This window comes from Ectothiorhodospira sp. PHS-1 (genome assembly GCF_000225005.1).
Classification (GTDB): Bacteria; Pseudomonadota; Gammaproteobacteria; order Ectothiorhodospirales; family Ectothiorhodospiraceae; genus Ectothiorhodospira.
In genome coordinates, this window is sequence record NZ_AGBG01000038.1 from 1 (window position 1) to 19154 (window position 19154).

At 63.8% G+C, this 19154-nt stretch carries 15 protein-coding genes, 3 tRNA genes and 1 pseudogene; 17 read left to right on the forward strand and 2 right to left on the reverse strand.

Annotated elements, in window-relative coordinates; genetic code table 11:
* Positions 1–260: 260 nt before the first annotated feature.
* The 4 genes from ECTPHS_RS12340 (at position 261) to ECTPHS_RS12355 (ending at position 5088) form a co-directional block, all read left to right on the forward strand.
* Positions 261–337, forward strand: a tRNA-Asp gene (locus ECTPHS_RS12340).
* A gap of 54 nt (positions 338–391) precedes the next feature.
* Positions 392–466, forward strand: a tRNA-Thr gene (locus ECTPHS_RS12345).
* Between the two features lie 171 nt (positions 467–637).
* On the forward strand, positions 638–1432 hold the full coding sequence (locus tag ECTPHS_RS12350; protein WP_008933088.1) for a response regulator: 795 nt from the start codon (positions 638–640) through the stop codon (positions 1430–1432).
* Positions 1433–1602: 170 nt separating this feature from the next.
* Positions 1603–5088: a hypothetical protein gene (locus tag ECTPHS_RS12355; RefSeq protein WP_008933089.1), complete on the forward strand. Its 3486-nt coding sequence runs from the start codon at positions 1603–1605 to the stop codon at positions 5086–5088.
* A 61-nt stretch (positions 5089–5149) separates the two neighbouring features.
* Here the strand turns inward: ECTPHS_RS12355 and ECTPHS_RS12360 are convergent.
* Positions 5150–5226: transfer RNA gene (locus ECTPHS_RS12360), tRNA-Val, on the reverse strand.
* 105 nt (positions 5227–5331) lie between these two features.
* On the opposite strand from ECTPHS_RS12360, the gene ECTPHS_RS12365 reads away from it, so the two are divergent.
* The 4 genes and pseudogenes from ECTPHS_RS12365 (at position 5332) to ECTPHS_RS12375 (ending at position 9121) form a co-directional block, all read left to right on the forward strand.
* Positions 5332–5703: a type II secretion system protein N gene (locus ECTPHS_RS12365; protein WP_008933090.1), complete on the forward strand. Its 372-nt coding sequence runs from the start codon at positions 5332–5334 to the stop codon at positions 5701–5703.
* Positions 5704–5718: 15 nt separating this feature from the next.
* Positions 5719–6051 (forward strand): annotated as a pseudogene (gspN, locus tag ECTPHS_RS15425) (type II secretion system protein N); the annotation flags it as partial.
* 160 nt (positions 6052–6211) lie between these two features.
* Complete coding sequence (locus ECTPHS_RS12370) at positions 6212–7156, forward strand: histone deacetylase family protein (protein WP_008933093.1); 945 nt, start codon at positions 6212–6214, stop codon at positions 7154–7156.
* A 90-nt stretch (positions 7157–7246) separates the two neighbouring features.
* The gene (locus ECTPHS_RS12375; RefSeq protein WP_008933094.1) at positions 7247–9121 is read left to right on the forward strand and encodes a phosphoenolpyruvate carboxykinase (GTP); all 1875 of its coding nucleotides are present in this window, start codon (positions 7247–7249) and stop codon (positions 9119–9121) included.
* Between the two features lie 75 nt (positions 9122–9196).
* Here ECTPHS_RS12375 and ECTPHS_RS12380 read toward each other — a convergent pair whose 3' ends face one another.
* Positions 9197–10444, reverse strand: a complete 1248-nt coding sequence (locus tag ECTPHS_RS12380) for a helix-turn-helix transcriptional regulator (protein WP_168044671.1) — start codon at positions 10442–10444, stop codon at positions 9197–9199.
* Between the two features lie 229 nt (positions 10445–10673).
* On the opposite strand from ECTPHS_RS12380, the gene ECTPHS_RS12385 reads away from it, so the two are divergent.
* From ECTPHS_RS12385 to ECTPHS_RS12415, 9 genes are all read left to right on the forward strand, one after another.
* Positions 10674–12797 (forward strand): vWA domain-containing protein, encoded by a 2124-nt coding sequence (locus tag ECTPHS_RS12385; protein WP_050814266.1) that lies wholly within the window; start codon positions 10674–10676, stop codon positions 12795–12797.
* Positions 12798–12819: 22 nt separating this feature from the next.
* Positions 12820–13218, forward strand: coding sequence for an ATP-binding cassette domain-containing protein (locus tag ECTPHS_RS15270; protein ID WP_246828371.1), 399 nt, complete (start codon positions 12820–12822; stop codon positions 13216–13218).
* A gap of 43 nt (positions 13219–13261) precedes the next feature.
* On the forward strand, positions 13262–13561 hold the full coding sequence (locus ECTPHS_RS15275; RefSeq protein WP_246828372.1) for an ATP-binding cassette domain-containing protein: 300 nt from the start codon (positions 13262–13264) through the stop codon (positions 13559–13561).
* A gap of 6 nt (positions 13562–13567) precedes the next feature.
* Complete coding sequence (locus ECTPHS_RS12395) at positions 13568–15403, forward strand: ABC transporter permease (protein ID WP_008933097.1); 1836 nt, start codon at positions 13568–13570, stop codon at positions 15401–15403.
* A 13-nt stretch (positions 15404–15416) separates the two neighbouring features.
* Positions 15417–15836: a hypothetical protein gene (locus tag ECTPHS_RS15280; RefSeq protein WP_246828373.1), complete on the forward strand. Its 420-nt coding sequence runs from the start codon at positions 15417–15419 to the stop codon at positions 15834–15836.
* Positions 15837–15863: 27 nt separating this feature from the next.
* Positions 15864–17084, forward strand: coding sequence for an SUMF1/EgtB/PvdO family nonheme iron enzyme (locus ECTPHS_RS12400; protein ID WP_256364691.1), 1221 nt, complete (start codon positions 15864–15866; stop codon positions 17082–17084).
* A gap of 34 nt (positions 17085–17118) precedes the next feature.
* Positions 17119–17763, forward strand: coding sequence for a glycine zipper domain-containing protein (locus ECTPHS_RS12405; RefSeq protein ID WP_040405977.1), 645 nt, complete (start codon positions 17119–17121; stop codon positions 17761–17763).
* Positions 17760–18305 carry a hypothetical protein gene (locus ECTPHS_RS12410; protein ID WP_238616924.1) on the forward strand — a complete coding sequence of 182 codons (546 nt, stop codon included), beginning with the start codon at positions 17760–17762 and terminating at the stop codon, positions 18303–18305. Before ECTPHS_RS12405 ends, ECTPHS_RS12410 begins: the two co-directional genes overlap by 4 nt.
* The coding region (locus ECTPHS_RS12415) for a S41 family peptidase (protein WP_008933100.1) at positions 18302–19154 on the forward strand (853 nt) is incomplete at its 3' end. The genes ECTPHS_RS12410 and ECTPHS_RS12415, both read left to right, overlap by 4 nt.

Below are 19154 nucleotides of genomic sequence, written 5' to 3' on the forward strand. Positions count from 1 at the left end.
ATGGTAGTTCATGGAGGCACGTCGGCAGGCGGCCTGACCGGCGTGTCGTCCGATTCGGGTGTGTAAGGGGCAGTACCTTGCCCGGCAGTGAATGCCGCCGGTTTTTTTTGGAAGGCTTCCTGGAGGCGTGCGCCAGCGACAGCCTGCTGGAGATTTGACCCTGAATCGGTACCGATTCGGCGATTGAAATTTTTCGTGCATTTTTCAAAAAAGCCGTTATAATGCGCCTCCATCACACAGGCAGTGTGGTGAAGCAAGCTGGAGTGGTAGTTCAGTTGGTTAGAATACCGGCCTGTCACGCCGGGGGTCGCGGGTTCGAGTCCCGTCCACTCCGCCATTTTTGAATCCCTGGAGCAGAAGGCTGCAGGGTGTGTTGTTTTTCAAGTGTCTTGCCCATGTGGCTCAGTGGTAGAGCACTCCCTTGGTAAGGGAGAGGTCGGCAGTTCGATCCTGCCCATGGGCACCACCCCCCCCTCCTATCTGTCTCCCATGCCCTCTGAGTTGTCCGGCGGCATGTTCCTGCGTTTCTCGTCTTCAGCATCTTGCCTGAATGAGGCATGATGGTTCCGTGGTACCGATGCACCCCCTGTGTGCGGCATCGGCATCCAATCCTGGTTAACCGGAACGGGACTGATTCATGCGTCAAAGGGTGTGTGTGGAAGATCTGGCCATCTTGCTCATCGAGCCGTCACGGACACAGCGCCAGATCATCATCCGGCTGCTGTCCGAGGGGCATATCCTCAAGATCGAAAGCGTGGACAGCGCGGCGGCCGCCCTTGAACTCATGGCCACCTACATACCGGATCTGCTGATTTCCAGTTTCTACCTGCCGGACATGGAAGCACCCGAGCTGTTTGCCAGGATGCTGGAGGACCCGCGCCTGGTGGAGGTGCCCAAGATGGTCATTTCCAGCGAGCAGCACCATGACAAGCTGGATGCGGTGCGTCAGAGTGGCGTGCTGGCCCTGCTGCCCAAGCCCTTTGATCGGGATGATCTGGAACGGGCCCTGACGGTGACCCTGGATTATCTGGAGGAAGAGGAACTGGAACTGGAGGATCGGGACATCGCCGACGTCAGGGTGTTGCTGGTGGATGATTCCCGCATGGCGCGCAATCATTTGTCCCGGGTGCTGGAGCATGTGGGGATACAGCACATCGACCAGGTGGAAAACGGTGCCCTGGCCCTGGAGCAGTTGCGCCGGCATGAGTATGACCTGGTGGTGACCGATTACAACATGCCGGTCATGGATGGCCAGGCCCTGGTCAACGAGATCCGCGGCAACCCCGCCTATGTTCATATTCCTGTGATGATGGTGACGTCCGAGTCGGACGCCTCCCGGCTGTCCTCGGTAAAGAAGGCAGGAGTGTCCGCCATCTGCGACAAGCCCTTCGAAGTGGATCAGGTACGCAGGTTGTTGCGGCGGATGATCTAGCCGCGTCGCCGGTGATCGAATCAATCCCAGTCAAGGCATCCGAATAATAAAGTCGACACGCGGTCGACTTTACGGGGTGCTTGCGCCGTACAACCATGAGCTTCTTGGTTGACGAGAGCGCACACGTGTCCAGCAGATTGTCTTCCAGCAGTCTTCGGCGGTCGGTTGTCTTGGCGTCCGGCCTTGTGGTCGTGGGTACACTGGTGCCCTTGGCCCTGGAATCCTCACGGTTGCACGCCGGGCCATTGTTGCCGGAGGCGTTGCGCACGGAAGAGGCGCTGACGGTCCGGGCGCTGGTGGGGTTCGATCTGCTGCCGGCACAGACCGTCTCGGAGTTGGTCCGCCTGCGTCAGGCCGGCATCAATGTATTGCCCATGACGATTGGGGACCTGGAGCGGCTACTGACCGGGGCAGCGGCCGATCTGCCCGAAGCTTCGCGCCGGACCCTGACCGTGATCCTGCAACAGATGCAGGATACGCTCGGTCTCGCGGAAGGGGCGGGAGAGGCCGCTCACATACCCGCCTTTGTCTCCCTGCCGGCCTTGCCGATGCCGCCCTCGTTCCCGTTGGAACAGATGGGGGAGACCCATTACACCGCCCTGATCTCCATTGCCATGGAAGGTACCCGGGCGATGATGGGGCCGATGTCTTCGGCGGATGAGGCGCGGTTCGAGGCCTACTGGAAACCCTATTTTGATTTTCCCGATGCATCGATCATCGCGTACTTCAAGGCGGCGATCCCCTTGTTGTCGGAATTCGTGGTGTTGCGTCAGGCGCAGGCGAAGGCCGCCGAAGCGTTCGATGATGCCTGGGAGGAGGCCATGCTGGCGGCCGCCTATGACAGCGAGGCGGACACCCGGGCGGCATTGAATCTGGCGCTGATGCAGCAGGACTACATGCGTGCCCTGCAGGCGCGCATGGATGACGTGACCCGTGCCATGGATGCGCTGGGTGACCCGCCCGATCCTGTGGAACAGAAGGCCGAGGCCGCCCGCCGTCATCAGTCCGCCATCGATGCCATTCTGGAAGCCTTGCCGCCCGATGCCCCCCATGAGGGGCTTTGGGTGGGGCAAGGGGGTGTGGCCGGCAGTATGGTGATGGACGAGCTGCCCGGTTTTCCCGTGCTGTTTCTCGTCTATGCGGTGGGGGATCGGGATGATCCCGAATACCGGGCCTTTTTCCTCGGTGAGCCGGACGAGGAGGAAGGCACCCATGAGTATGTGCAGATACTGCCCATGCGCGATGGGGAGCACGCGTTCATTCCGGGGCTGTTCCATGGGTTTTCCCGAGGGCATTTCCACGCGGAATTCGAAGATGAGGATGGGGAGGATACCCTGATCATCCAGGCCAGGCAGCTGACCGATCCGAACCAGGCGGTGGTCTATCCTTCCGACATCGATAGCGCCACCTTTGAAAGGGCGTATCGACAGAAGATGGCAGCGTTGGCGCGGGAGCGGGAGGCGTTGGTGGCGGCGGAAGGTGGAGACCCGGTGGAAAATGCCGCCCGCCTGGTCGGTGCCCATGCCGGGCTGGCGGTGGCCGAAGCCATCACGACGGCCTATGTAAACATGGCGCGCACCACATTCGCCCTGACGCCGGCGTTTCAGCGGGCGTCCCGGGAATGGCTGAGTCAGCGCCCCTGGGGCGAGGATTCCAGCCTGCAAGAGGACTTGCGTCAGTTCAACGCCCTGTTCGACCGGCACGCCGCCGGCGTGACTGTGGCCACCGGCGATGCCCCAGGGCCTCGGCCGTCCGCGCCTCCCGTGGCGCAGAGCTCGGAGGAGGCGGCACGGCAGCAGGCTGAGCTGGTCGAAGCGCAGGCCGAAGCCGAGCGAAAGCAGGCGCGGATCAAGACTCACGAGCACAACATCACCATGATCGGGCACTATCTGCGTCGGGAGCAGGAAGAGCTGGCCGTGGAGACCGACCCGGAGCGCCGTGCCGCCCTGGAGTTCCGCATCATCACCCGCATGGCCGACCTGCAGTCGGAGCAGGATCTGATCGATTCCATTCGTACCGGTACGCTGGTGCGCACCCGCAGCGTGTTCGATGACTATGCCCATCAGGGCTTTATCGAGAACATCCGCCAGTCTCAGCGGCAGATGGAGGATTTCACCCGGGGCGTGGATGCCCTGTATCGGTTGAGCGGGATGTTGCCCGACCATGAGCGAGAACAGGCGCGGCGCTTCATCGAAAACCAGCTCACCCCAGAGGTGCGTCAAAAAATGGATCAGGATATCGTGCAGCGGATGGCCTCTGCCATCGGCCAGCAGGTACGGGGATTCCACGAGCTGGAGCAGGCCCGGGCCGAGGAGGAACTGGCCTGGCATCAGTACAAGGTGGAAACCGCCGAAACCCTTCAGGCCGCGGCCAACCGGAGCATGATGGTAGCTTCGTTGTTCGGAGGGCGCCCCGCCAATCTGGCCTACCAGGGCATCACCGGGTACATACAGGGGGGGTCGAGGGAGGCGATGTTGCAGACCGCGGCCTACATGGGACCCAAGGTGAACGCGGCCGCCGAGGCGGTCCGCGGCTATCAGGAGGATGGCCTGATGGAGGGTGTCCGGCGCGGGGCGGTTTCTTTTGCCACTTCCAAGGCCATGGAATATGGCTTCAGCAGGCTGCTCGGGGGTGGGGCAGGGACTCGGCAGCAAACCCAGGGGGCCTCCGGCGCCGGGCAGCGGCCGATGGCGCTGCCTTCGGCCGCGGATCGCCAGGCCCAGGCGGAATTCCATCGGGCACGTGCCGAGGGCGAGCGTCTGGTGCGAGAGTTTCAGGCCAGCCAGCAACAGCTTCTGGCGGCGGGTAGGGCGGGCAGGTCTGCCAGTGAGATCACCCTGCTGCAGAACATGGTTCGCAACAAGGCGGCGGCCATCAACGGCAATCCCAGTGCAAAGAATTTTCTCAAATATCAGGGCGCCTATGGCACCCAGGCTGCCTACAACGCCCATTTGAAATCGATTCATGCCGAAGTGGAGGCCGGTTTCCATGCGGGCATGGGCAGTCGTGGCTGGAATCGACAGCCGTTGCGGGAGTTCCGCAATGCCGCCAGTGCCGGCTCGGTGGGCATGGATTATGACATCGGTCTGGATGAGGCCCTGGTGCGTTCATTGCAGAAAGGCGGCAGGCCCGCGGGCGTGCATGAATGGCAGCGGGATGCCCAGCGGGCCTGGGACGAGGCTTATCGCAAGGTGACCGGACGCAGTGCTCAGCAGGCCTGGGAGAACGTGACCACCAGCGTTCATCCCGAGAGCTACAGGGACGTGGCCTGGCTATCCTCCAACCGACGCAATATCTCCAGGGCCTGGGGGCAGCAGGCGGCGGATGTGACCCGTTACAAGTCCTGGCACATGCTCAACGATCCTTCCTTGAGTCATTTTGAAAGGCTGCAGGAGGTTTCGAGGGGGGCGGCGAAGGATTTTGCCAAGATCGGACGGGTGACCTCCGCCTCGCCGGCTTCTGCCGAGGCGCTTCGGCAGTCCCGGAATCACTGGGGGGAGGTGGTTCGTGTGCTGGAGGATTTCGGCAACAACGCGCTGGACCCGCTGGAGGCCAATCGCCGTATCCACCAGCTCACCGGCGGCAAGTCGATCCCGGATGTGGTGGAGGACATGGCCATGCTCATGGAGAGCATTACCCGCTTCGGACCGAGATAGCCGAAGGCACAAAAAAAAGCGGCCCGGGTATCCCGTAAGCCGCTCTTTTTACTGCATTTTTTGGTAGGCGCGATTGGACTCGAACCAACGACCCCCACCATGTCAAGGTGGTGCTCTAACCAGCTGAGCTACGCGCCTGTCGTTGTTGAAGGGCGCATTATACAGCCTGTCTTTGGTGTGTCAAACACTTTGTGAAACATGACAGTTCGGCAGATCCGTCACCGTTCCGTTTATAATCTCCTCATGCGCCGACTCTTCCTGTCCCTGTTGCTTTCATTGTCCCTCCTGGCCATCCTGGTGACCGCTTCGGTCTGGGTAGTGGCGCAGGTTCCGCTACCGCCCTTGCAGGCATTTGCCGATCGACATCTTCCCGTCCCGGAGCCCTTGGCCAGGTTGGACATTGAGGGTTCCCTGGGCTCCGGCCAAGTGAGACAGGTGGTTTTTCCCGGGACGGCGGGCGCGGATCTGGGGGCTGTGGACCTGTCCTGGAAGTTGAGACCCATGCAGGCCGTCACCGGACGTATCGCTGCCGACGTGGAAGCATATTTCGACGGCGGCCGGTTTGAGGGTGTGGCCAGTCGCAGTCTGACAGGCTGGCGTATCACCGAGGGTTAGGCTCAGTTACCTGCCGCACGCCTGGGACGGATATTGGAGGGAGCGGGGCTGCGGGGCGTTGGCCTGGACGGCACTGTTCGGCTGGACCTGCGACGGCTGGACATGACCGATGACGGCCGGCTCCAATCGGCCAGCGGGCAACTGGAATGGCACCATGCCGCCATTCTCGCTGATCGTCCCGTCCCCTTGGGACAGTTATCGGGCCGGTTTTATACCGAAGGCGATCAATTTCAGGGCACGTTGAGGGATCAGGGGGGGGCCTTTGGTGCTGCAGGGGAGAGTGACCGGAGATCTTCGCCGGGGCGGGGTGCAATTCGAGGCCGTCGCCACGCCCCGCGACAGGAATGATTCGGCCCTGATCGGTCTGCTAACCGAGGTGGGTGAAGCACAGGGTGATGGGTTCATGATCCGGTTTCAGAGTCCGTGATTTCCGGTCCGCCAACGGGGTGGCGGACGGTGGGCTATACCAATAGGAAGAACCCAGCCACTTTTTCAGGATCCCCGGCCCATGTCGCTCTTCTTCGTCTCCCATGAAACCTGTCGGCTGCATCGGGCACCTTCATCCCATCCTGAATGTCCCGAGCGTCTGCAGGCCATCGAGCAGGCCCTGGACGCTTCCCCCTTGGGGCGGCGGGTGATCCGCCTTGAGGCTCGCCCCGTCACCCGTGAACAGCTGGAACGGGTTCATGCACCGGAGTACCTGGATCTGGTAGAGGCCTCCGTGCCGCCACCGGGACAATGGGACATGCTCGATACCGGCGATACCTATCTGTGTGAACACAGCCTCGAGGCGGCCCGGCTGGCGGCGGGTGCGGTGGTGACGGCGGTGGACCGGGTGATGGGAACCCCCGGCAGCACGGCCTTTTGCAGCGTGCGGCCGCCGGGACACCACGCCGGGCGGCGGTTCGGGATGGGATTCTGCCTGTTCAACAATGTTGCCGTGGGGGCGGCCCATGCCATGGCGATCCATGGTCTGACGCGGGTGGCCATCGTCGATTTCGATGTCCATCACGGCAACGGTACCGAAGACATCTTCCGTCATGAGCCGCGGGTGCTGTTGTGTTCCAGTTTTCAGCACCCCTTGTATCCCGGCACCGGCGCCGATACCCGCAGCGATCATATCCTCAATCTGCCCCTGCATGCCGGTACCGATGGGCCGGCCCTGCGCAGCGCCATGAAGGCACGCTGGCTGCCGGTGCTGGAGGATTTTGCGCCACAACTGGTGATGGTCTCCGCCGGGTTCGACGCGCATGTGGATGATCCGCTGGCGAGTTTCCGGCTGGTGGAGGCGGATTATGTCGAGTTGACGGAGATGATCATGGACCTGGCGCGCCGATACGGCCGGGGCCGCGTGGTATCCGTGCTGGAGGGCGGTTATGACCTCCCGGCACTGGGGCGCAGCGTTCTGGCGCATCTTCAGGTGCTGGCCGATGCCGATGGTGAACTTGTTTGAGGCCGTCGGTCTGATTCGACGGGTGCAATACTCGGCAGGCTGCGCTAGTCTCGGCAGACAGGCATTTTCAATTCAAACCTGAGAGGAATCATGAGCGAACAAGCAAGAACCCAGTCAGTCCCCGGTGCCGACTATTCCAGCGAGGTCAGGAACGAAGCCCTGGTCCGTTGGGTTCAGGAGATGGCGGATCTGTGCAAACCGGACACGGTCTACTGGTGCAACGGCTCTCAGGAGGAATACGACTTCTTTACCGGCCAGTTGGTGGATCAGGGGACCTTCATCCGGCTCAACCCGGAAAAACGCCCCAACAGCTTTGCCTGTTTTTCCGATCCCAGCGACGTGGCCCGGGTGGAGGATCGTACCTTCATCTGCAGCCTGCGCAAGGAAGACGCGGGCCCCACCAACAATTGGGAAGACCCCAAGACCATGAAGCAGACCCTCAACGGTCTGTTCGACGGCTGCATGCAGGGGCGTACCATGTATGTCATCCCCTTCAGCATGGGGCCGCTGGGTTCGCCCATCTCCCAGATCGGCGTGGAGCTGAGCGATTCTCCCTATGTGGTGGTCAACATGCGCATCATGACCCGCATGGGCCGCAAGGTCATCGATATCCTCGGCGAGGGGGATTTCGTCAAGTGTCTGCACTCGGTGGGCGCCCCCCTGGCCCCGGGTCAGCAGGATGCCAAATGGCCCTGCAATCCCGACACCAAGTACATCGTGCACTTCCCCGAAGAGCGCTCCATCATGTCCTACGGCAGCGGCTACGGCGGCAACGCCCTGCTGGGTAAGAAGTGCTTCGCCCTGCGCATTGCCTCGTCCATGGCCCGGCAGGAGGGATGGCTGGCCGAGCACATGCTGATCCTGGGGGCGGAATCTCCCGAAGGGGAAAAGACCTATCTGGCGGCCGCCTTCCCCAGCGCCTGCGGCAAGACCAATTTCGCCATGATGATCCCGCCAGAGTCTCTGGACGGCTGGAAGATCACGACGGTGGGTGACGACATCGCCTGGATCAAGCCCGACTCATCCGGACAGCTCTATGCCATCAACCCCGAGGCGGGCTATTTCGGAGTGGCGCCGGGCACCAACTACAAGACCAATCCCAATGCCATGGAAACGGTCAAGGCCAATGCCATCTTCACCAATGTGGGGGTGACACCGGACGGGGATGTCTGGTGGGAGGGCATGAGCGATGAGCCGCCCAAGGGCACCATCACCTGGACCGGCGCGGTGTACGACCCGTCCTCCGGCAAGCCGGTGGCCCACCCCAATGCCCGTTTCACGGTGCCGGCCGGTCAATGCCCGAGCATTGATCCCGAGTGGGAAAACCCCAGGGGGGTGCCGATCAGTGCCTTCATCTTTGGTGGCCGCAGAAGTACCACCATTCCCCTGGTGTATCAGTCTTTCAACTGGAGTTTCGGGGTCTACCTGGCGGCCACCATGGGCTCGGAGATGACTGCCGCTGCCTTCGGCAAGCTGGGGCAGGTGCGTCGGGATCCCTTCGCCATGCTGCCCTTTGCCGGCTATCACATGGGGGATTATTTTAATCACTGGTTGCAATTCGGTCGCGATCTGCCGTCCCCGCCGCGCATCTTCGGGGTCAACTGGTTCCGCAAGGATGAACACGGCAACTTTGCCTGGCCCGGTTTCGGCGAGAACATGCGAGTGCTCAAGTGGGTCATTGATCGCGTCAGAGGCAGGACTTCGGCGGTGGAGAGCCCCATCGGCTGGATGCCCCATTACAACGACATCGACTTCAAGGGCCTGGATTTCTCCATGAGGGATTTCGACAAGGTCATGGAAGTGGATCGCGAGGCCTGGAAAGAGGAACTGATGGCCCACGAGGAGCTGTTCTTCAAGCTCTATGACAAGTTGCCCAAGGAGTTCTTCTTCATGCGGGAGCTGTTGCTGTCGGGGCTGTGGCGGTCGCCGGAGCACTGGCATCTGGCCCCAGAACGGGAGAGCTGATCTTTATCCCCCCCACGGAGTCTTCCGTGGGGGGCTTGTCCCCAACCCCAGTGACCTTGGCCGTCCCCGTTGGGGTCAGGCCACCTTGGCTTTCTTGTCGGGATCCGTCACTTTTTTCTGGACGGCATGCAGTCCCGCCCGCGGGTTACGGATCAACTCCAGTAGCTGATGCCGCCGGTAGACCCCGGTTTTCTGGAAAATGCGATGCATGTACGTCTTGACCGACGATTCGGAGATGGACAGGGTATCGGCGACCTCCCGATAGGTCTTTTCGGTCAACACCTGGCGCAATACCTGCTGTTCCTGGTCCGACAGGATCTGGACGAGGGTGTCGGGTAACCGCGTCTCCGGCGTCTGTTCGGCAGGTTCATCGACTGCCTGGACTTCGGATTTTCTCCTGGGAAGATACAGGCTGAGCACGGCCATGTTCAGCAGAATCAGGCCGATAAAGGCAATGGTATCGGCCGCCCCTCCCAGAGCCATGCTCAGCAGATGTCCCACCAGGATCCCCCCGCAGAGTACCCCGACGCCGTAACCATAGGCACGGACCAGATCCGTCTGCTTCAGCACCAGGAACAGCAGCAGCAGATCAATGATGCCGGCCGCCACCATCATGAAGAACATGGCCCCGTGGATGCCCGCCCCACTGGGCAGCAGCGACCAGAGGGCGAACGCCGTCAGGGCCGAGACCACGCCGATCAGCATGGCGGTGGGTTGGGTGTATTTGACCAGCCAGAGACAGCCGATGGCCCCGGCGCCGTAGAAGATCACCTCCAGCCCGGGAGCGACGGCATGGGCCTCATAGGCCGGGATCAGACCGCCGTACATCAATCCCGAGACGATCTGGAACACGAAGATGAAGGGCAGGTACACCAATAATTGCCGTATCTGCGTGGTGGCCGGCTCCTGGCGGACAAGTCCGAAACCCGAGGGGGCGAGCAGGAACAGCAGCAGGACGCTGACGAAAGTGAGCTTGAGTTGGGGGGAAAGGGGGGCCAGGCCGACCATCAGGGTCAGCAGGTTACCCGTCGCCAGCGCCAGTGCCGCAAAGACGATGGGGCGTTCGGAGGCCTTGAGATATTGCCCCATGCGCAGGGAGACCGGTGCGGAGATGATACCCAGAAGCACCATGAGGCCGGCCAGCCAGACACCCTCCAGTTCCAGGGCCAACAGGCTCAGGCCGACCGTTCCCACCAGGGCCACGCGCGTCAGTTGCTGGAGTCGTTGCGGCGGTACCCCGGCTGCGAGGTGTCCCAGCCCGAAAAGGGAAAGCACATGGGGGGCCAGGAACCACGCCATCATGTGCTCCTGAGTCAGCAACATTCCCGACATCGGGAATGCGGTCAGCCAGGCAATGAAGAAGGATGCGATGCCGATCCTTATCAGATGTTGGGGAGCAAGCGTCATTGACATCCCAAGTTGCTGATCTTGTGCGGGAGTCTACATGATGGTTTACATGGCTCCAATGTGTGGTTGACAGGCTGACGACTTATTGGGACAGGTGGTCGGGCGCACAATAGTGGTTATCCTGAACCTGTCTGGAGCGTTGCCGATGAAATCTGCGTCTGATCCTGATCGAGCCATCAGTCGCGCTTCTGTCTGGGTGGGGCTGTTTTTGCTGAGCACGCCCGCCGTGGCCGATCTTTCGGCCCTGGAGGGGACCGTGGGTCATCCTTCGCCTACCTCCGCGCTCTGGGCGCTTGAAGGCACCGAGGGGCATGAGTCCGCTTCTGCCGGCAGCGTCCGGGAAGACGAGATACGTTGTTCCGGCGATACCCCCTGTCTGGAGATTGCCACCGATCTGCCGCTCAGGGGATTGCCAAGGCCCTTTTCCCACATCTACCGGGAACCCCGGGCGGAAGAGGGCATGATCGCCATGGCCAATGTGCCGGCTTTTCGCCCCCTCTATGTGTTCGAACGCCGCGACCTGGACTTCACCCAGGGAGCGGATCCTCGGGGATGGTACCGGGTCGGCGCCGGTCGGACCCAGTCCGACGGCTGGATGCAGGCCAGGGATCTGCTGGAGTGGCGGCAGGCACTGCTGGTGTCCTATACCCACCCGGGGGATGCCATCGAAGGACGCAGTCCGGTGCTGATGTTCCGGGATCTCCAGGCCCTGGAAGCCGTGGTGGATGACATGGACATGGCGGGACGAGCCAGGGCCATTTATCAGGGCATCGGCAAGGGCGAGGTGCCCGATTCCGTGATCAGCATGGAGCCGGCCCGTTTCGTTGACATCACCCGTCAGTTCTACATGTTGCCCATCATTGACTGGCGGGAGACCAGAATCCACGGCGACGATGCCCGCTTGCTGCAACTGGCGGCCGCGGTGCCGCGTCAGCGCGGTGCCGACACCCTGGAGGACGCATCCTATCGGACCCAGTCCCAGGTGGGCAGAACCCAGGCCGGCAGCAGTGCCGGTGATCTGAACGTGGACGTGGTATTCGTGATCGACACCACCCGCAGCATGCAGCCCTTCATCGACATGACCCGCGAGGCGGTGATCCGCATGACCCGCCGCTTCACCGGCGAAACCGCCGACCGCTTCCGCTTCGGTCTGGTGACATTCCGGGACTCCACCCAGGTGATTCCTGCCCTGGAATACGTGACCCGCAACCATACGCCGACCCTGGTGGACGGCAACACGCTGGTGGAACTGCTGGGCAATTCCGCTCGGGCCACGCAGGTGGGCAGTCTGGATTATGCCGAGGAGGTCTTTGCCGGCGTGGATGCGGCCTTGCGCAGCCAGTGGCGCGAGGGGGCCCTGCGTTTCATGATCATGATCGGGGATGCCAGTTCCCATCCCAAGGGGCATCCTCAGAACGTCACCGGCAGGGATGAAACGGACCTGCGCCGGGAACTGGATGATGCCCAGGTTCACCTGCTTGCCATTCATCTGCAGGACCCCCGGGCAGTGGAGGATCATCCCATTGCCCATGCCCAGTTCAGCCGGCTTTCCCGCGTTCGCGGCGATGAGTCCCGCTCCGCCCTGGAAGCGGTCAATGCCTTTGAGGAAGCCGAATATCAATTCCTGGCGGACCGGGTGACCGGCGGTATCAGCCAGCTGCTCACCACCACCATCGGTGCCGAATTGCCTGGCAGCGCGAACGCGCCGGTGTCGGTGCCGGAGTCGGTGGAAAGTCTCTGGAAGGCGGCCATGGTGGAATACATCGGGCGGGATGCCCATCCGCCCAAGGATGTGGTGGCCTGGTCGCTGGATCGTGACCTGGTGAATCCCGCCGACCGGGCCCTGGAGGTGCGCGTACTGGTGAACCGGGAGCAGCTCAGCTCTCTGGCCCAGTCCCTGGACATGGTAGTGCAGGCCCTGATGCGGGCCGAGGTGACCCAGGCCCAGTTCTTCGAGGCCCTGCAGGGCGTGGCCGGACAGACCATGAAGCGACCGGAGGAGATCGGTCGGGGCGCCCGTCTGGCGGAGACGGGTCTGCTGCCCGCCTTCATCCAGAGCCTGCCCTATCGCAGCGACATCCTGTCCCTGACCGATGAGATGTTTGCCAGCATGACCACGGAGCAGCGCTCCCAGCTGGAGTGGAGCATCCTGGCCAAGCTGGAGCAGTACCGGGCCATCAACGAACAGGTGGATGCCTGGTTCCGTCTCAACGATGCCGATGAAGACAGGGACATGGTCTATCCGCTGCATCTTGATTATTTGCCCTGAGCGAATGGTGAGGATGCAAGGCATGTCCACGGCCATGGTCAGCCTGGAAGGGGTCGTCAAGCACCGGGAGCAGGGGGGGAGTCGTTTTGAGCTGGAGGTTCCGGCCTTCTCGGTGACTGCCGGAGAAATGGTGGCAGTGGTGGGTGCCAGCGGTTGCGGCAAGAGCACGCTGCTGGATCTGTTGGCGATGGTGATGGAACCCACGGAGGCGGATCGGTTTCAGTTCAAGCCTCGCCGGGATACCCCGTCCATCGACGTGCGGGTACTCTGGAACCGTTCCCGGGAGGCCGAACTGGCGGGGTTGAGACGCGACTATCTGGGCTATGTGCTGCAGACCGGCGGGCTGCTGCCCTTTGTCAGCGTGCGTGACAACATCCGTTTGCCGGGGCGCATCCGGGGCCGGGCAGGCGCAGCGCATTAGCGACCTCGCCCGGCGTCTGGGAGTGACGGTCTGCCTGGATCGCATGCCCCATGCTCTGTCGGTGGGGCAGCGTCAGCGGGTGGCCATTGCCAGGGCCCTGGCCCATTCCCCCCGTCTGGTGCTGGCCGATGAACCCACGGCGGCGGTGGACAAGACCCGCGCCCGGGACATCATGCAGGATTTTCATGCCCTGGCACGGGATGAAGACATGGCGGTGGTGATGGTCACCCATGACGTGGATCTGGTCAGTGACCATGCCGACCGTTTCTATACCTTCGACGTACAACAGATTACCGCGCAAAGGACTCGCTCCGTCTGTCGTCCGCTCCCTGCCGGACGGTAGGTGTCCATGCCACGGCCGAGCCCGTTTCGACTCATTCCCGCCCTGGCGGCTTCCCATCTGCGCCATGACTGGATTCTCACCCTGTGCCTGGTGGTGGCCCTGGCGGCGGTGATTGCCCCCCTGCTGGTGCTGATGGGACTCAAGCACGGCACCATCGAGACCCTGCGCGAGCGCCTGGTGGAGGACCCGGTATTCCGGGAGATCCGGCCCGCCCAGACCCGACAGTATGCCCCCGCCTGGTTCGACGAGGCGGCCCGGTGGCCCGGGGTGGCCTTTGTCACGCCGACCATCCTGCCCCTCTCCTCGGTGCTGCAGGTGGTGCATCCGGGGACCGGCAGGACGGAGCTTTTTGATCTGGTGCCCACGGCGGCGGGAGACCCGCTGCTGCTGGAAAACGGCGCCCGCATCCCCGGCGAGGACCAGCTGGTGCTCAGTCATGAGGCAGCGCGGCGCCTGGGAGTGGCCGCCGGTGATCGGCTCACGGTGCGGGTGACGCGGTCGCGGGCCGGGCGCACCGAGCAGGCCGAGGAAGTGCTGGAGATCGTCTCCGTATTGGCATCCCGGGCCGGACATCTGCCCCGGATCTACGCCCCCCTGTCGCTGGTACTGGATGTGGAAGCCTACAAGGAAGGCTACGGTGCGTCCCGCCGGGGCTGGCCTGGAGAGACGCCGGAGCCTCATTTGAGCTTTGATGGCGCCATCCTCCTGCTGGAGAGTCCGCTGGATCCCATTGCGCGCACCGGCCTGGTGATCAATACCGGCTTCGCCCGGATGCAGGAGGCATCTTCGGAACGCATCCGCGCCCTGCTGGGCTTCACCCCGCCGTCGCGCCTGCATGCCTATGAACTGCTGACACCGGGGACGGCCATCACCCTCTCCAATCTGCGCGCCATCGAACAGAAGCTCAGGGGTCAGGAACGCTGGCTGCTGCCCTATGTGACGCAGGTCAGGCTCCATGCCGGAACGGGACTACCCGGGTCGCCGGCGGGGTTGTCTCTGACCCCGGAACAGGCGGCGTCTCTGGGGCTGGACCCCTTGCCCTGGGGCGGCTTCACCGGGACGGCCGCGGATGGAGATCGTCTGGCCTCGGTGCTGTTGCCGGGGAATGTCGAGGTCCCGGCATCCCGTCTGGTTCTCGGCAGCGATGGCGTGGCCCCCCTGGCCCTGGAACTATGGGTCCGGGGGCAGACCGACCTGGATCGACCCGTGGTGCCGGTGGAACTGTTGGGGGTATTGCGCACAGCCACCCAGCGGGCCGTGATCCACGATCCGGAGGGGCGTCGTTTCGAGATGGCGCGGGGGGGGTATCGGGGATTTCGTCTCTATGCCCAGGGCATCGACGATGTCCCCGATCTGGCGCGCAGGCTGGAAGCCCAGGGCATCGAGTTCATCGCCGAGGTGGAAGCCATCGAACGCATCCGGATCCTGGATGCCGGACTGAGCCGTTTGTTCCAGCTGATCGCCCTGCTGGGGATCAGCGGTGGGACGGCGGTCCTGATCGCCAGTCTCTACGCTTCCGTGGAACGTTTGCGGCGGGACCTGGGCGTGTTGCGTCTGCTGGGGTTGGCGCGCCGGCATGTGTTTTTCTTCCCGGTGGCGGAAGGGGCCATGATCGCCGCCCTGGGGCTGCTGGCCGCCTTTGCCGGCTACGCCGCCCTGGCCATGACCATCAACCGTACCTTTGCCGGTGAGCTGGCGCCCGGTGAGCGCTTTTGCGCCCTGCCGCCGAGCCATGTCCTGACGGCCATCGTCGCCACCTTGTCGCTGGCGGTGCTGGCTTCCCTGGTGGCCGCCTGGCGCGCCACTCATATCGATCCCGCGGAGGCCATCCGTGAACAATGAACGGCGTACATCCATGCATCGTCGGTTCCGGCTTCTCTGGATGCTGCTGATCATGGCCCTGCCGGCCCCCTGGGCCGGTGCCGACGAGGGGCTCACGCCCACCTTCTTCAACCCTCGTCCGGCGCCGGGCGACATCGTTCTGCCCATGCCCGACAACGCCGAGATGGTGTTCCGGGCGGTGCGGGTCCCGGGCAGCGGGTTCTGGGGCGATCAGGACCGCATCATCCAGATCGGGGATGCGGCCGGCGGGATCTTCGAGGGTTTGCAGCGCACTCAGATCAGCGGTTCGTTTCCCAGCGCGGACGGGCAGGACTGGGACATCATCCTGGCCAAGTACGAACTGACCCGGGCCCAGTATGTGGCGGTGATGGGCATGGAATCCCTGCTGGCGGTCAGCGGCGACCCGGAGGATCAGAAATTACCGACCCTGTAGGGGCGGGCACTGCGGGATGCCCTGACCCTGCCGCTGACCTTCGTCAGCCATCAGGACATCCAGGCCTTCGTGCGTCGCTACAACCAGTGGCTGTTCGATCCGGCACACCCGGAACGCGTCAAGGCACTGCCCCGGGTGGATGGCGTGCCCGGCTTCCTGCGCTTGCCCACCGAGGATGAATGGGAATATACGGCCCGAGGGGGGTTGCCGGCCCTGCAGGCAGGTACCTTCAATGATCGTCTGCCCTTTGCCGAGCGGGAGATCAATGAATATGCCTGGCATCTGGGCAATGCCCGTCATCAGTTGCGGTCGGTCGGCCTGCGCCGGGCCGATGCCCTGGGGTTCCATGACTTGCTGGGTAATGCCCAGGAAATGACCGCCGGCCTGTTCCGGCCCGAGGTCTGGCAGGGCAAGCCGGGCGGGATCGCCGTCCGGGGCGGCAGTGTCTCCACGCCGCCGGCTGAACTCAGAAGTGCCCTGAGGGCCGAGCTGGATGCCTATGCCTGGAATCCGGACCAGGGGCGCATGGAGGAACGCCGGTCCTTCAATACCGGCGTGCGTCTGGCCATCGGCGCCAACGTGGTGGTCAGTACCGCCCAGCGCCAGCGCATCGAGCAGGAATACGACCAGTACCGGGCGGAGTGGCGACGCACCATGCCCGTGGGGCGCACCCTGGACAACCTGGTGGCCCAGGCCTCGGTGCAACTGGGGACGGTGGAGCCCATCCTGGCCCGGCTGATGCAGGAGAATGCCGCGCTCAGGGAACCGCTGACGGCGGTGCAGGCCCACATGGACCGGGCCAGGGAGCGACTGGATATGGCCCAGCGGGAGAGTGCCCGCAGTCTGGCCCAGGATGCCGCCCGCAACGGGGTGAACCTGAGTGTCTACCTGTCCCGTCTCCAGCGTCTTGAAGGCAGTCTGGAAACCGCCCGCCGGCTGGCGGAACTGTCCACCCGCTACCAGGAGCAGGTGACGGCGGTGGAGGCCTCAATCAGGGATCTGGACGAGGCCGCCCGGGCGCAATTGCAGGGCTACCGGGACAAGGTTTCCACCCTGGGCGATTACGAGCCGGCCTACATTGAACAGGCCTTTGCCGCCCTGGCCGCCCGTGAGACACCCAGGCGCGAGCAGGTGGTGCTGGAACTGCTCAAGTCCCATGCGGAGGACTTCAACGAGCAGCGGCGGGCCGACCTGGATCGCTGGCTGGAAGACTACCGGGCACGTTTCCGGGGCTTCACCGACGGCTGATGCATCATTCGATTGTGACCATGAGGGGATGAAGATGAACAAGACGTGCAAGGGGCTGACACTGCTGTGCGCGGCGGCATTGCTGAGCGGGTGCGCCACCATGGATGACCAGCAGCGTACCCGGGGAGAGGGGGCCGCCGCCGGTGCCCTGATCGGCGGCCTGCTGGGCTATGCCATCGACCGCGAACGTGGTGCCGCGGTGGGTGCCCTGCTGGGCGGCGGGGTCGGCCTGGCCGTCGGCAACGAGATAGCCAAGCGCAAGCAGGCCTACGCCAGCACCGAGGATTTCCTGGACGGCGAGATCGCCCGGGTGGCGGAATTCAACACCACCACGGTGGCCTACAACCAGCGTCTGAGCGGCGAAATTGCCCAGCTGGAAACCGAGTCCAGCAACCTGCGGGCCCGTTTTGACGCCGGCAGCGCGGACCGCCGTACCCTGCAGGCCCGTCGGGATGACCTCAGGGGACGTATCGAGACGGCACAGAAGCTGGAAAAGACCCTGGAGGACGAACTCAAGGTTCAGAACGCCATCCTCGCCCAGGAGAGCAAGGGGCGTCCCAAGGATGACCCCTACATCGCCCGCCTGGAGCAGGAGGTTGCGGCCTTGCAGGCCAATCTGGAGCAGCTCCGGGAAGGCAGCACCCAGCTGGCCCGCATTGATCAGAGGTTGTCGGTATGAAGGCTTGCAGACGGATGGTGATCACCCTGCCCATGGTGTTGTGGCTGGGTGGGTGCGCCACTTCCACCGACCCCCGGGAAGGCGGGCTTCTGGGCGGCATTCAGGGATTGGGCAGCGGTGCCTATGACGCCCGGGTGCAGGAGCGCGAGGCGCGTCTGGAGGCGTTGCGCAGGACCCAGCAGGAACTGGAAGGCGAGCGGAGTGACCTGGAAACCCGCAGGGCCGAGCAGACCCGACAGGTGGCGGCGGAGCGTGCCCGTTTGCAACGGCTCGACGGGGACGTGGCGTCCCTGGATCGCGAGGTCGCGGCCCTGAGCGCGCAGCATGGACGGGGTGATCAGCGGGTACGGGAACTGCAGAGCCGTCTGGCGGCGCTGAAACAGCAGATGGGACGTCAGCAATCGGCCTTGGATGCCCTGGAAGGCGACGGGCTTGGCGACAGCGACGCGGATCTGCGCCGCCGCCAGCTGGAGCAGCAGCGCCAGGCCCTGCAGCAGGAATATGAGCTGTTGATGCAGCTGTCCCTGGAACTTGCCCGTTGAAACGGGGGCTGACGGTTCTGGCCTGCGCCATCGCCATTGCCATCGCAGGCACGGCCTGGGGCCATGGGAACGGTGAGGGCTCGGTTCCCCTGGATGAGATTCGTCAGGTCATGCGGGAACACGCATTGCATCCACCTGCCGAGTCGGTACTGGAGGGGCTGTCCGCCGCGAATTTCGAGCGGGAGTTACGGGCGCTGGATCCCCATGCCCGTTACTTTCCCGCAGGCACCTGGCGTTCCCCCATGCTCAGTCGGGATGCCTGGGTCGGCATCGGTGCCGATCTGGTATTCCAGCAGGACGGGGTCATGCTGTTGCCTTACCAGGGCGGCGGTGCCGCCCTGGCCGGTGTCGTGGAAGGCATGCGGTTGCTGGAGGTCGATGGGCTGTCCGTGACGGGCGTGGCTCCCGCTGAACTGCTGCGCCTGTTGCGGGGCACAGAAGGCAGCACGGTCACCCTGACCCTGTTGCCCCCGGGGTTGAATGCGGCGCCGGTGAGGCTGACGATGGTCCGAGAGCGATTCCGGCCCCTGGATGTGGAACTGGTGGATGCCTCCGGTCAGCGGATCGTCAGGGTGCGGGATTTCGTCGGCGGCCTGACCCGTCCGGCACTGCTGGCAACGCTGGATTTCGTGCTGGCGGCATCGCCTCCCTCCGCCGAGGGGGCCGCACCCCTGATCCTGGATCTGCGGGACTCCGGCGGCGGAGATCTGTACGAGGCGCTGGACATGGCGGCCCTGTTCCTGCCCGCGGGTGCGGTGCTGGGCAGCATGCAGGGGCCCGACGGCAGGTCCACGGTGTTTCATGCCCCGCCGGGCGGGAAGGTGGATTTTCCCATGGTGCTCTGGGTCT